Raw genomic sequence first — 13,361 nt, forward strand, 5'->3', positions numbered from 1 at the left:
CTCCCGGGACGAGCCACCGCCGAGGAGATGAACCGTCATGGACACCCTGCTGGCCGGCGCGACGCCGGCCGCCACCGTACTCGCCGACCACGGATGGAACGGGCCGGGCCCCTGGATCCTGCTGTTCCCGCTGTTCTGGATCGCGGTGGTGCTCCTGGTGGTCCTCGTCCTGCGCCGCACCTTCCGGGCCCGGGGCTGGGCGGGCCGGCCCGACAGCCCGCTGGCCGTGCTGGGCCGCCGCTACGCCGAGGGCGCCATCGACGCCGAGGAGTACCGGGCCCGCCGCGCCGTCCTCACCGAGGACCCGCGCGAGCGCCCGGGCGGTGCCGAATGAGCACCGCCGAGCCCCGGGCGACCACCCTCGACCTCGTCCCGGACGTCGCGGCCCGGGTCGCCGACGCCGTGAAGGTCTACGGCGTCGGCGCCACCGAGGTCCGCGCGCTGGACCACGTCAGCGTCGACTTCCCCGCCGCCCGGTTCACCGCGATCATGGGCCCGTCCGGCTCCGGCAAGTCCACCCTGATGCACTGCGCCGCCGGCCTGGACACCCTCAGCGCCGGCAGCGCCTGGATCGGCGGCACCGAACTCGGCACCCTGAACGACCGCCGGCTGACCCTGCTGCGCCGCGAGCGGATCGGCTTCGTCTTCCAGGCCTTCAACCTCGTCCCCACCCTGACCGTCCGGGAGAACATCACCCTCCCGCTGGACCTGGCCGGCGCCGCCCCCGACCAGGCCTGGCTGGACTCCCTGATCGACGTGATCGGGCTCGGCGACCGGCTGCACCACCGCCCGAGCGAGCTTTCCGGCGGCCAGCAGCAGCGGGTCGCGGTCGCCCGGGCGCTCGCCGGGCGGCCCCAGGTGGTGTTCGCGGACGAGCCCACCGGAAACCTCGACTCCCGCACCGGCGGCGAGGTCCTCGGCCTGCTCCGGCGCGCCGTCGACGAGATGGGCCAGTGCGTCGTCATGGTCACCCACGACCCGACCGCCGCCGGCCACGCCGACCAGGCGCTGTTCCTCGCCGACGGCCGCCTGGTCGACCGGATGGACGCGCCCACCGCCGACCGGGTGCTGGACCGGATGAAGGCCTTCGAGAAGGGACAGTCATGAGCCCGGCCGCCACCGCCCTGCGGATCAGCCTGCGCTCGCTGCGCGCCCACCGCCGGCGCCTCGCCGGGACCTTCCTGTCGATCCTGCTCGGCGTCAGCTTCCTGGCCGGGACGATGGTGCTCGGCGACACCCTGCGGTCCAACTTCGACACCCTGTTCGCCGACGCCAATGCCGGGACCGACGCCGTGGTGCGCAGCGCCGACGTGCTGGACTCCCCGGGCACCCCCGGCGGGGTCAGGGCCCCGGTCGAGGCCGCCCTGGCGGCCCGGCTGCGCGCCGTCCCGGGGGTGGCCGCCGCCGAGGCGTCCGTCCAGGGCGCCGGGCAACTCGTCGGCAGCGACGGCAAGCCCGTCGGCGGCCAGGGCCCGCCCACGCTGGCCGGCAACTGGCTGGCCGACCCGAAGCTCAACCCGTACCGGCTCGCCGAGGGCCGGGCACCGGCCGCGCCCGGCGAGGCGGTGGTCAACCGGGGGGCCGCGAGGAGCGGCGGCCTGCACCTGGGCGACACCACGGTGCTGCGCACCCCCGACCCGCTGCGGATCACCGTCGTCGGCATCGCGACCTTCGGTGACAGCGCCGACGGGATGGGCCCCAGCACCTTCACCGCCCTGACCACGGAGGAGGCCACCGCCCGGCTCACCCCGAAGGGCGCCGGCCAGGCCTCGGCCGTGCAGGTCCGGGCCACGGCCGGCACCTCGCAGGCGGAGCTGGTCCGGGCGATCACCCCGTACCTGCCCGCGGGCGTGCAGGCGGTGACCGGCGCGGCCGCCACCGCGGAGAGCACCGCGCAGGTCTCCGGCCGGTTCCTGACCATGTTCACCACCCTGCTGCTGGTCTTCGCCGGGATCGCCCTGCTGGTCGCCACCTTCACCATCCACAACACCTTCGCCATCGTGGTCGCCCAGCGGACCAGGGAGAACGCCCTGCTCAGGGCACTGGGCGCGGCCCGTGGCCAGGTGCTGGGCGCGACCCTGGCCGAGGCGCTGACGGTCGGCCTGCTGGCCTCGCTCGCCGGGCTGCTCGGCGGCATCGGCGTGGCGACGGGCCTGAAGGCGCTGTTCGCCGCCCTCGGGTTCTCGCTGCCGACCGGCGGCATGGTGATCAGCGCCGCCGCCGTCCTGCTGCCGCTGCTGGTGGGGACGGTGGTGGCGGTCGGCTCCGCACTGCTGCCCGCCGTCCGGGCCGGGCGGACGGCGCCGCTCGCCGCCCTGCGGGAGACCGCGGTGGACCGGGCGGCCGACGGCCGGGCCGGCCGGGCCCGCACGGCGCTCGGCGGACTGCTCCTGGTCGCCGGCGCCCCGCTGGCCGTGACCGGCGCCACCGGCGGCCCGTCCGTCCTGCTGACCACCGCCGGGGCGCTGGCGGTGCTGGCCGGGGTGGTGGTGCTGGGCCCGGTCGCGGCCACCTTCGCCGTCCGGACGCTGGGCGCCCCGCTGACCCGGCTGCGCGGCGTCCCGGGCACGCTGGCCAGGCGCAACGCGGCCCGCAACCCCCGGCGGACCGCCGCGACCGCGACCGCGCTGATGATCGGCGTCGCGGTGGTGACCCTCTTCACCGTCTTCGGGGCCTCGATCCGGGCCACCCTCGACCGGACGGTCGCCGACTCCTTCGCCGGGGACCTCGCCGTCACCGCGCCCTCCTTCGGCGCCGGCGGCAGCGGCCTGAGCCCCCGGCTGGCGGACGCGCTGGCCGGCCTGCCCGAAGTCCGGCAGAGCGTCGGCCTCGGCCGGGGTGTCGCCCGGGTCGACGGCCACGGCCGCACGCTGGACGTCACCGACCCGGCGCGGCTGGCCGGCATCGTCGACCTCGGCCGGGTCGAGGGCTCGCTGGGCGCGCTCGGCGCCGACGGCCTCGCGGTCTCCCGGACCGAGGCGGACCGGCAGGGCTGGCGGCTCGGCGGGAGGGTCACGGTCGGCTTCACCGACGGGACGAGCGGCCCGTTCACCGTCCGGGCCCTGTACGACTCCGCCGGGCTCGCCGGCGACTACCTGGTCACCCGCGAGGCCTGGGCGCCGCACCGGGGGCAGGACAGCGACACCATGGTCGCCGTCGCCCTTCGCCCGGGCGTGCCGCTCGCGCAGGGCCGGGCCGCCGTGGAGCGGGCCGCCGCGCCGTTCGGCAACCCGCAGGTGCAGGACCGCGACCAGTACGCGGCGGGCGCGGCCTCCGGCGTCGACATGATGCTCTCGGTCGTCTACGCGCTGCTGGCGCTCGCGGTGCTGATCGCCCTGCTGGGCATCGCCAACACGCTGACCCTGGCTATCCACGAGCGGACCAGGGAGCTCGGCCTGCTGCGCGCGGTCGGCCAGACCCGCGGTCAGCTGCGCGGCATGGTCCGCTGGGAGTCGGTGCTGGTCGCCGCGTTCGGCACGGTCGGCGGGCTCGGGCTCGGCGCCTTCCTGGGCTGGGCACTGGTGAAGGCGTCGGACAGCGCCGGGACGGGCTCCTTCGCGATCCCGCCGCTCCAGCTGGCCGTGGTGCTGGTCGCCGGACTTGCGGCGGGCGCGGTCGCCGGCCTGCGCCCGGCCGGGCGGGCCGCCCGGCTCGACGTGCTGCGGGCCGTCGCCGCCGACTGACCGCGCAGGGCAGCCCCGCCCGGCGGCGCAGGGCACCGCCCCCGGCGAGGGCCACCAGGTCCGCGGACCTGGTGGCCCTCGCCGGGGGCGGCCCGGTGCCGCGGTCAGCCCTGCGGGAAGTGGTGCACGTACGCCACCGGGTGGCCCCCGGCGTCGCGGCCGACCCGCCCGGTCCCGGGGTCGGCCACGGGGCCGGCCCGCTCCACCAGGACGCCGACGGCCACGCCGCCGGCGTCCGGCTGCGCCACCGCGTGCCAGCCGTGGGCGAAGGCGCCCGGGTCGCGCCCGGAGGGGCTTCGCTCGGGCCCGTCGGGGCCGGTGCCGTCCGCCGCCGCCCGACGGGCCGCCAGCACCGGCCGGGCGTGCTCCAGCAGCCGCCCGACCGCCTGCGCCGCCCCGGCCGACGGGGTGGCGGGGCGGCCGCCGAAGCAGAGCAGTCCGCTGCCGTTCACGCCGGTCCTGGTCTCCTTGTCCCAGCTGACCGGCGGGGCGGTCGACAGGGCCACCGCCAGCATCCGGACCCGTGCGTGCTGCCCGGCCTGCGGGGCGTCGGCCAGCGGTTCGACGGCGACCGCGACCGGGTAGCGGCCGGGCGGCAGGGCGCCGTCCGCCGTCCACCCGTCCGGTCCCGGGTCGGTGACGGCCAGGACGCCGGTGGGCAGCACGAGGTCGCCGACCTCCTGGATCTGGTGGGGGGTGCCGGGGCGTGGGCCCGGGCCGAGGTTCGACGACCAGGAGGCGAACAGGGCGGGGAAGTCCACCTGTTCGGCCCGCACCCGGCCGAAGGCGGCGCCCGCGCCCGGCAGGTGGGTGTCGCCGTCGGTCTCCGGCCGACCGGCCCCTGAGCCGCCCGCGTCGGCGCCGGGGAGGACGGGGGCCCGGCGCCCCCGGTACGGGCCGAGCGGCGCCCCGTCGCGGTGGGTGTGTCCGACGAAGGTGTCCCACCCGGCGTCGAACAGGACGGCGGTCGTCCGCCCCTCGGTGTCGGTCCAGGCCAGCTCGACCGGCAGCGGCGGGACGCCCGCGTCCAGCCGGAGGTCGAGTCCCGGCCGGCCGTCCGCGAGGCGGTGGAAGACGGCGTGGCAGCCGGGGGTCGGTCCGGTGGGCAGGCTCGCGGGGGAGGCGGCGGCGCCCTCGTAGCTGAACCGCCGGCCGTCCGCCGTCACCCAGTGGCCCTGGAAGCGGTGCATCCGGGCGCCGAAGCCGACGGCTGCGCGGCGGCCCTCGGCGTCCCGCCAGGACAGGGTGCGCAACTGCGGTGCGGTGCCGTCGTCCAGGGCGAGCCACAGGGCGCCCGGCCGTGGTTCACCGGTGTCGTCCAGCGGGGTGCGCAGGGTGCTGAAGACCCGCAGGCGGGTGCGGACGGGGACGAACCTGTCCCGGTCCGGGTCGGCGAGCCGGGCCCGTTCGGAGCGGCCGGGTCGGGCGGCGGGGTCGATCAGGATCCGGCTGATCCGCAGGGCCCGGGTGGCGGTCCGGGCGGGGCCGACGGCGAGCAGGTTCCGGCCGGGCCGGAGCAGGGCGGCGGGTATCGCGGCGGTGGCCGTCCGTTCGCCGAGGGCGGGCCGGCCGAGGTGCTGGTGGCTCGTCGGGGCACTGCCCGACGGCTCCGGGCCGGCGGGCTCCGCGCGGTCGGGCCGGGTGCCCACCGGCTCGCCGTTGACGGAGAGGACGGGGGCGCCGTCGGCCGCCAGGGTGACGGTCAGCTCGGGCAGGGCCTGCTCGGGCAGTTGGAAGCTGAGCTCCAGTCGGCCGCCGGGCGGGACCGCGTGGTAGCCCTCGGCCGATGCCGGCCCGGGCCCGGATCGGATGCCGATGTTGTTGGAAATGAAGGGAGTTGAAGCAAAGTCGGCGAAGGTTGGCTCCATGCGGGGAGCGTAGTCGCCGCCCGTGCCGGGCGGGCAGTGGCCGTCGGGTCGGCATGTGTCCGGGGGTGTTCGGGGGCCGTACGGGAGGCCTGTCGGCCCGGCGCGGCCCGCCGGTCGCCGTGCCGGTCAGCCCAGGTGCCAGAGCTGACCGTGGCCGGCCAGCGTGGTGGCGGCGAGCACCGCGAGGTCGGCGACGCCGAGGGTGAGGCCGAGCAGGGCGCGGCCGCGCCGGGTGGTGCCGCGGACCAGGGCGAGGACGGCCAGCACGATCGCGAGCGGGCCGAGCGCGATGTTGAAGAGCAGCAGGCCCGGCAGGCCGAGCAGGAAGGAGGCGACGGCCAGGTTGTCGGCGTCGGCGGCCTTGCGGTCGGTGGCCTTGGCGGCCCCGGCGCTGCGGTCGGTGGCGCTGCGGACGGTGGCGGTGCGACGGGCGGTCAGGGTGCTGTCCACGGGGTTCCTCCGATGGTCGGGCCCGGCGGGGTCGCCGGGGCCTGGGTCCGGTGGTGGGCCCGGCGTTCGGCGGGCCGACGGCTGGTGCGGCCCGACGGCTGCCGGGCCGGTGGCCGGCGGGCCAGGTGCGGGGCGGGCCGGCGGGCGGGGCGAACGGCGGGTCAGCGGGCCCTGCGGCGGGCCAGGCCCTCGCGGGCGCCGAAGGCCAGCAGCCACAGGGCGATGGCGGCCGACGCGGTGAGGAAGACGGACATCGAGGTGTGCACGGCGGCGCCGGCGAGGAGTCCCATGGCGACCAGGAGGGCGAGGAGGAACATGATGTGGGCCTTTCTCGGGTCGGTCGGCGGGCGGGAGAAGTCGGCGAACACTTGGGATGACAACTGTTCGCTGACATCATCACTCTACGCTGGCGAATCTCGGCAAACAGTTGTTTACTGAATGATGTGAGTCACACCGTGGGGGTCAGACAGGCCCAGAAGCAGCAGAGCCGCCGCGCACTGATGGACGCGGGCCTGCGCCTGCTGGAGGACCAGAACCTCACCAGCCTCGGCGTCCGCGAGGTCACCCGGGCCGCCGGCATGTCACCCGCCGGCTTCTACCGGCACTTCCGGGACATGGCCGACCTGGGCGTGGCCCTGGTCGAGGAGTCGCTCGCCAGCCTGCACCTGCTGGTCCGCTCGGTGCTGGAGGGGCGCGGCGGCGCCGAGGAGCTGATCGACCGTACGGTCGAGATCATCGAGCTGCACGTCCGGGAGCACCCCGCCCACGTCCGCTTCCTGGCGCGCGAGCGGCACGGCGGTGCGCGGCAGGTGCGGGAGGCGATCGCGGCCGAGCTGGACCGCTTCGCCGAGGAGGTCGGCGCCGCCCTCGCGCTGCAGTCGGTCTCCGCGGGCTGGGGCGAGGTCGAGCTGAGGATGCTCGCCGAGCTCTACGTCGGCCATGTGGTGTCGACCGCGGCGGCCTTCCTGGAGGCGCCGGCCGGCGATCCCGGAGCGGCCCGGCGGGTGGCCGCCACCGCCCGGATGCAGTTGCGCCTGGTCAGTCTCGGGCGTCGGCACTGGAAGGACGCCTGACGGTCTTTCGGCAGGTTCGTGGTGCCACTTCCTCGGATGTGAGGGTGTCTTGACATCTCGTCATGCACGCGCCAATTTTGGTGCACCCCCACATGCGAGAGGCCCTCCCATGAAGAAGCCGCTCATAGGCGTGCTCACCGCGCTCCTGCTGGCCGGGGCCACCGCCCTCGCCGCCCCCGCCGCCGCTGCCGCCGCCCCCTCCGGCGCGCAGAGCCAGGTCGCCTCCGCCGACCTGACCGCCCGGGCGCAGCCCGCCGTCGCCGTCACCCTCGCCGGGACGGTCGCCCTCAGCGACTGCTCCGGCTCCCTGGTCCGGATGCCGAACTCCGCCGCCTCCGACCCGGCGCTGATCCTCTCCAACGGGCACTGCCTGGAGAACGGCATGCCCGGCCCCGGCGAGGTCGTCGTCAACCAGGCCTCCAGCCGCACCTTCTCACTGCTCAGCTCCACCGGCGGCAAGCTCGGCACGCTGCGCGCCGGCAAGGTCGTCTACGGCACCATGACCGACACCGACGTGTCGCTCTACCAGCTCGACACCACCTACTCCGCGATCCGGTCGCGGTACGGCATCGCGCCGCTGACCATCGCCGCGACCCACCCCGCCCAGGGCGCCGCGATCAAGGTCGTCTCCGGGTACTGGAAGAAGATCTACTCCTGCTCGGTCGACGGCTTCGCCTACCGCCTCAAGGAGGGGCAGTGGACCTTCAAGGACTCCGTCCGCTACACCTCCAGCTGCAACACCATCGGCGGCACCTCCGGCTCGCCGGTGGTCAGCGCCACCACCGGTGAGGTCGTCGCCGTGAACAACACCGGCAACGAGGACGGCGAGTCGTGCACCGTCGACAACCCCTGCGAGGTCGACCAGGACGGTAAGGTGACGGTTCGTCAGGGCATCAACTACGCCCAGCAGACGTACGGGATCCCGGCCTGCTTCGCCGCCGGGAACCGCCTCGACCTGACCCGCGCCGGCTGCACCCTGCCGCGCCCCTGAGACCGACCGACAGCCGGTGGGCCGCCCGCATCCAGCGGGCGGCCCACTCGGCCGTGAGCACCACCGGCCGGACGGCCCACCAGGCCCCGTCCGGCCGGCACCGCACCGCACCGCCACCCGCCGACACCACGGAGAGTCGATGCGCACCACGCTCAAGAGGCTGCTGGTAGCCGCCGTACTGGTCCCCCTGCTCGCCCTCGGGTCGGCCGCGCCGGCACTGGCCCGCGGCGAAGGCGCCGGCCCCGCCGCGGCCGCCGCGGACATCAAGGACCGCCTGGCGGCGATCCCCGGGACGACCGTCACCGAGGAGAAGCCCACCACCACCGGGCACCGGTACTTCCTGCTCACGTACACCCAGCCGGTCGACCACCGCCGGCCCTGGCTGGGCACCTTCCAGCAGCGGTTCAGCGTGCTCCACCGGGGTGAGGACCGCCCGACCGTCTTCTACACCAACGGCTACACCCTGGGCACCACCCCCTCGCGCACCGAGCCGACCCGGCTGCTCGACGGCAACCAGGTCTCCGTCGAGTACCGCTACTTCACGCCCTCCCGGCCGCAGCCCGCCGACTGGTCCAAGGCCGGCATCCAGCAGGCCGCCGGCGACGCCCACCGGCTGATCACCGCCCTCAAGCGGATCTACGACCACGAGTGGATCTCCACCGGCGGCAGCAAGGGCGGCATGTCCTCCGTCTACCACCGCCGGTTCTACCCGGACGACGTGGACGGCACCGTGGCCTACGTCGCCCCGAACGACGTCGACGACCGCGAGGACTCCGCCTACAGCGCCTTCTTCGACCAGGTCGGCACCCCCGCCTGCCGGGCCGCACTGGACGCGGCCCAGCGCGAACTCCTCGTCCGCCGGGCCACCCTGGAGCCCCGCTACGCCGCCGACAACGCGGCGGTGGGCAACACCTTCAGCACCATCGGCAACGCCGACCGGGCCTACGAGGTCGGCGTCCTCGACGTGGTCTGGGCGTTCTGGCAGTACAGCACCGAGGCGGACTGCGCGAACGTACCGGCCACCGACGCCACCGACGACCAGCTGTACGCCTGGCTCGACACCCACTCCGGCGTCACCGCCAACAGCGACCAGTCGCTCGCCGGGTACACCGCGTACTACTACCAGGCCGGCACCGAGCTGGGCTCCCCGAACTTCGACGTGTCGCACCTCAAGGGCCTGCTGCACTACGACACCAAGGAGCTCTACTCGCCCCGCAGCTACGTGCCGCGCTCGATCCCGATGCGCTTCGACCCCTCCGCGATGCGGGACATCGACCGCTGGGTGCGGCACGACGCCGAGCGGATCATCTTCGTCTACGGCCAGAACGACCCGTGGGGCGCCGAGCGCTTCACCCTCGGCCGCGGCAGTGAGGACAGCTACGTCTACACGGCCCCCGGTGCCAACCACGGCGCCAGGATCGCCGCGCTGGCGCCCGCCGAATCGGCCGCCGCCACCGCCAAGCTGCTCGCCTGGGCGGGCCTGGCCACCACCGAGGCCGCCCGCCCGGGCGTCCTCGCGCAGATCCCGCCCTTCGGCGAGCTCGACCGGGCCGGGCTGCTGGAGGAGCACCACCGGCTGTAGTCGCCCTGGCGCCCCGGCCACCCGCGCTCCGGCGCGGGTGGCCAGGTCACCGGACCGCGGACGCCGTCCGGGAGTCGGTGGGCCGAGGGCGACCGGGCGCGCCGCCGGATCCGGGCGGCGCTGGCCGGGCGTGGTGGCGGCGGGAGCGGGCGGGCGCCGCTGCCGGCCTTCGCCGACGACCTCGACGACGGGTCGGAGGAGTGCCTGCGGCTGGCTGTTCCGGTCGGTCGAGGGACGGGAGCCGAGGCCGGGAGAGTGGCTTCCGGTGCTCCGAGGCGGCTCCGCGCGCCCCCTGGTCGAAGTACTGAATCGGTGGTTCAATACTTTCATGGCCTACCGACGCACGCCCGCCGTACAGGCCCGCCTGGACGCCCAGCGCGAGGCGGTCCTGCAGGCCGCCGTCGGCCTGCTCGCCGAGCGGGGCTACGGCGGCTGTTCGATGGCCGCCGTCGCCGACCGGGCCGGCATCGCCACCGGCAGCCTCTACCAGCACTTCGCCAACAAGGCCGAGCTGTCGGTGGAGCTGTTCCGGCGGGTGGTCAGCCGGGAGATCGCCGCCGTCACCGAGGCCGTCGACCACCACGACACCCCGCAGGCCAAGGTCGCCGCCGTCGTCGAGACCTTCGCCGCCCGCGCGCTGAAGGCCCCGCGCCTCGCGTACGCCCTGCTGGTCGAGCCCGCCGACGCCGTCGTCGACACCGAGCGGCTGGTGTTCCGGCGGGCCTTCCGCGACGTGATAGCCGCGCAGATCGCGGCGGCCGTCGCCGCCGGCCGGCTGCCCGCCCAGGACCCGGACCTGACCGCCGCCGCGCTGGTCGGCGCGGTCGGCGAGGCGCTGGCCGGGCCGCTCGCCGCCGGCTCCGCCCCGGCCGAGGTCATCCCCGGCCTGGTCTCCTTCACCCTGCGTGCCCTGGGAGGACACGATGCCACCGACGCATGAGGTCACCAACCAGGTACCGCTGCCCTACGGCCACGACACCGCCGACGACCCGGGCCTGATCGAGGCCCTGCACCGGGCCGGCGCCGGCTGGGCCGAACCCGAACTGCACCGGCTCGGCGTGCTGGCCGGCTCCGAACAGGCCGGGGAGTGGGGCCGGCTGGCCAACGAGCACCCGCCGGTGCTGCGCACCCACGACCGCTTCGGCCACCGGATCGACGAGGTCGAGTTCCACCCGCACTGGCACGACCTGATGCGGACCGCCGTCGGGCACGGCCTGCACGCCGCGCCCTGGCGGGACAACCGCCCCGGCGCGCACGCCGCCCGCGCCGCCAAGTTCTACGTCTGGAGCCAGGTCGAGGCGGGCCACACCTGCCCGATCTCCATGACGTACGCCGCCGTGCCGGCCCTGCGCGCCACCCCCGCGCTCGCCGAGCGGCTCGAACCCCTGCTCGCGGCACCCGAGTACGACTTCGGGCTGCGCGAGCCGCACACCAAACGCGGCCTGATCGCCGGCATGTCGATGACCGAGAAGCAGGGCGGCTCCGACGTCCGCGCCAACACCACCACGGCCGTCCCGCACCCCGACGGCAGCTACCGGCTGACCGGGCACAAGTGGTTCACCTCGGCGCCGATGTCCGACCTGTTCCTGACCCTCGCCCAGGCCCCCGGCGGGCTCAGCTGCTTCATGCTGCCCAGGGTGCTGCCCGACGGCGGGCGCAACCGGATCCAGCTGCAGCGGCTCAAGGACAAGCTGGGCAACAAGTCCAACGCCTCCGCCGAGATCGAGTACGACGGCGCGGTGGGATGGTTGGTCGGCGAGGAAGGGCGGGGGGTGCCGACCATCATCGAGATGGTCAACATGACCCGGCTGGACTGCACCCTCGGCGCCGCCGCCGGCATCCGCCTGGGCGCGACCCGCGCCCTGCAGCACGCCACCCACCGGCGGGCGTTCGGCGCCGCGCTGGTCGACCAGCCGCTGATGCGCAACGTGCTCGCGGACCTGGTGGTGGAGTCCGAGGCGGCCACCGCCGTCGCCATGCGGCTGGCCGCCGCGACGGACGCCGCGCTGGCCGGCAACGAGAACGAGGTGCTGGTCCGGCGGCTGGGCCTGGCCGTCGCCAAGTACTGGGTCTGCAAGCGCGGCCCGGGGCACGCCGCCGAGGCGCTCGAATGCCTGGGCGGCAACGGCTACGTGGAGGAGTCCGGGATGCCCCGGCTCTACCGGGAGGCGCCGCTGGTGTCGATCTGGGAGGGCTCGGGCAACGTGGCGGCGCTGGACGCGCTGCGCGCCATGGCCAAGCGGCCGGAGAGCGTCGAGGCCTTCCTCGGCGAACTCGACCTGGCCGCCGGGGCGGACCGCCGCCTGGACACCGCGGCGGCCGACCTGCGCAAGCAGCTCAGCGACCCGACCGACCTGGAGTACCGCACCCGCCGGCTGGTCGAGTCGATGGCGCTGGCCTTCCAGGGCTCGCTGCTGGTCCGGTACGGCAGCCCGGCGGTCGCCGACGCGTTCTGCGCCTCCCGGCTCGGCGGCGACCACGGCGGCGCCTACGGCACCCTGCCGGCCGGCCTGGACACCGCCGCGATCCTGGCCCGGGCGGCCACCCCGGTGCTCCCGTGAGCGCCGCCGAGGTCCAGGCCTTCCGGCAGGGCCTCGGCCTGCCCGGGCTGGTCGACGTGCACACCCACTTCATGCCGAAGAACGTCCTGGACAAGGTGTGGGCGTACTTCGACGCGGCCGGCCCGCTGCTGGGCCGGCCCTGGCCGATCACCTACCGCGAGGAGGAGGCCCGGCGGGTCGAGCTGCTGCGGGAGTTCGGCGTCCGGGCCTTCACCGCGATGCTCTACCCGCACAAGCCCGACATGGCGGCCTGGCTGAACGCCTGGGCGGTCGACTTCGCCGCGCGCACCCCGGACTGCCTGCACACCGCCACCTTCTACCCGGAGCCCGGCGCGGCCGGGTACGTGGCGCGGGCGCTCGACGACGGCGCCCGGGTCTTCAAGGCGCACCTGCAGGTCGGCGGGTACGACCCCGCCGACCCGCTGCTGGACGAGGTCTGGGGACTGCTCGCCGAGAGCGGCACCCCCGTGGTCACGCACTGCGGTTCGGGCCCGGCGCCCGGCAAGCACACCGGGCCCGGGCCGATCGCCTCGGTGCTCGCCCGGCACCCCCGACTGCCGCTGGTGGTCGCGCACATGGGCCTGCCCGAGTACGGGGACTTCCTCGACCTGGCCGAGCGGTACCCGCGGGTCCGGCTGGACACCACCATGGCGTTCACCGCGTTCACCGAGCGGGACAGCCCCTTCCCGCCGGCCGAACTGCCGCGCCTGCGGACGCTCCAGGACCGGATCCTGCTCGGCACGGACTTCCCCAACATCCCGTACCCGTACGCCGAGGCGCTGCACGCGCTGGCCGGGCTCGGGCTCGGGGAGGACTGGCTGCGGGCGGTCTGCCACGACAACGCGGCGGACCTCTTCGGCCTCGGTGGTACGAACGGCGACTGACTGCCGGTCGGTGGGCCGGACCCACCGGCAGCGTCAGCACGTCGATCAGCACTGTCGGTCGACCAGGGCCAGCGCCCTCAGGGGGTCCGCGTGCAGGCTCGGCGCGGCCGCGAGGAAGCTGTCGGCGGCCGGGGTCCAGGGCGCGCCGAGGGCGTCCGTCACCACCGCGCCGGCCTCGGCCGCGATCAGCGCGCCGGGCAGCAGGTTGCCGGCGTCCGGCCCGTACACCCAGAACAGTCCGAGGTGGCCGGAGCCGACCTGGGCCACCT

General features: G+C 75.6%; 13 protein-coding genes. 9 read left to right on the plus strand and 4 right to left on the minus strand.

The window, feature by feature from the left end; translation table 11 throughout:
* Positions 1–37 precede the first annotated feature (37 nt).
* Genes OG689_RS28560 through OG689_RS28570 form a run of 3 tightly spaced genes read left to right on the plus strand, consistent with a single transcriptional unit; the run spans position 38 to position 3,683 of the window.
* Positions 38–334 (plus strand): SHOCT domain-containing protein, encoded by a 297-nt coding sequence (locus OG689_RS28560; RefSeq protein WP_266323723.1) that lies wholly within the window; start codon positions 38–40, stop codon positions 332–334.
* Positions 331–1,107, plus strand: a complete 777-nt coding sequence (locus OG689_RS28565; RefSeq protein ID WP_266323724.1) for an ABC transporter ATP-binding protein — start codon at positions 331–333, stop codon at positions 1,105–1,107. Before OG689_RS28560 ends, OG689_RS28565 begins: the two co-directional genes overlap by 4 nt.
* Positions 1,104–3,683: an ABC transporter permease gene (locus OG689_RS28570; RefSeq protein WP_266323725.1), complete on the plus strand. Its 2,580-nt coding sequence runs from the start codon at positions 1,104–1,106 to the stop codon at positions 3,681–3,683. Before OG689_RS28565 ends, OG689_RS28570 begins: the two co-directional genes overlap by 4 nt.
* A gap of 104 nt (positions 3,684–3,787) precedes the next feature.
* Here OG689_RS28570 and OG689_RS28575 read toward each other — a convergent pair whose 3' ends face one another.
* The 3 genes from OG689_RS28575 to OG689_RS28585 all read right to left on the minus strand — a co-directional run bounded on the left by OG689_RS28575 (position 3,788) and on the right by OG689_RS28585 (position 6,381).
* On the minus strand, positions 3,788–5,551 hold the full coding sequence (locus tag OG689_RS28575) for a hypothetical protein (protein ID WP_266323726.1): 1,764 nt from the start codon (positions 5,549–5,551) through the stop codon (positions 3,788–3,790).
* A gap of 126 nt (positions 5,552–5,677) precedes the next feature.
* Entirely contained in the window at positions 5,678–6,001 is a 324-nt protein-coding gene (locus OG689_RS28580; protein ID WP_266323727.1) for a hypothetical protein, read from the minus strand.
* A 161-nt stretch (positions 6,002–6,162) separates the two neighbouring features.
* A complete protein-coding gene (locus OG689_RS28585) occupies positions 6,163–6,381 on the minus strand; it encodes a hypothetical protein (RefSeq protein WP_266323728.1) in 219 nt (72 codons plus the stop codon).
* Positions 6,382–6,444: 63 nt separating this feature from the next.
* Between OG689_RS28585 and OG689_RS28590 the strand changes: the two genes are divergently transcribed.
* The 6 genes from OG689_RS28590 to OG689_RS28615 all read left to right on the plus strand — a co-directional run bounded on the left by OG689_RS28590 (position 6,445) and on the right by OG689_RS28615 (position 13,092).
* Entirely contained in the window at positions 6,445–7,074 is a 630-nt protein-coding gene (locus OG689_RS28590) for a TetR family transcriptional regulator (RefSeq protein ID WP_266323729.1), read from the plus strand.
* 109 nt (positions 7,075–7,183) lie between these two features.
* Positions 7,184–8,065, plus strand: coding sequence for a serine protease (locus tag OG689_RS28595; protein ID WP_266323730.1), 882 nt, complete (start codon positions 7,184–7,186; stop codon positions 8,063–8,065).
* A gap of 139 nt (positions 8,066–8,204) precedes the next feature.
* Positions 8,205–9,647 (plus strand): S28 family serine protease, encoded by a 1,443-nt coding sequence (locus OG689_RS28600; protein WP_266323731.1) that lies wholly within the window; start codon positions 8,205–8,207, stop codon positions 9,645–9,647.
* 328 nt (positions 9,648–9,975) lie between these two features.
* On the plus strand, positions 9,976–10,587 hold the full coding sequence (locus tag OG689_RS28605) for a TetR/AcrR family transcriptional regulator (protein WP_266323732.1): 612 nt from the start codon (positions 9,976–9,978) through the stop codon (positions 10,585–10,587).
* Positions 10,571–12,208, plus strand: coding sequence for an acyl-CoA dehydrogenase family protein (locus OG689_RS28610; RefSeq protein ID WP_266323733.1), 1,638 nt, complete (start codon positions 10,571–10,573; stop codon positions 12,206–12,208). The genes OG689_RS28605 and OG689_RS28610 overlap by 17 nt, the downstream gene beginning before the upstream one ends.
* On the plus strand, positions 12,205–13,092 hold the full coding sequence (locus OG689_RS28615; RefSeq protein ID WP_266323734.1) for an amidohydrolase family protein: 888 nt from the start codon (positions 12,205–12,207) through the stop codon (positions 13,090–13,092). Before OG689_RS28610 ends, OG689_RS28615 begins: the two co-directional genes overlap by 4 nt.
* 45 nt (positions 13,093–13,137) lie before the next feature.
* Here OG689_RS28615 and OG689_RS28620 read toward each other — a convergent pair whose 3' ends face one another.
* Positions 13,138–13,359, minus strand: coding sequence for a hypothetical protein (locus OG689_RS28620; RefSeq protein ID WP_266323735.1), 222 nt, complete (start codon positions 13,357–13,359; stop codon positions 13,138–13,140).
* Positions 13,360–13,361: the final 2 nt, after the last annotated feature.

This window comes from Kitasatospora sp. NBC_00240 (assembly GCF_026342405.1).
Classification (GTDB): domain Bacteria; phylum Actinomycetota; class Actinomycetes; order Streptomycetales; family Streptomycetaceae; genus Kitasatospora.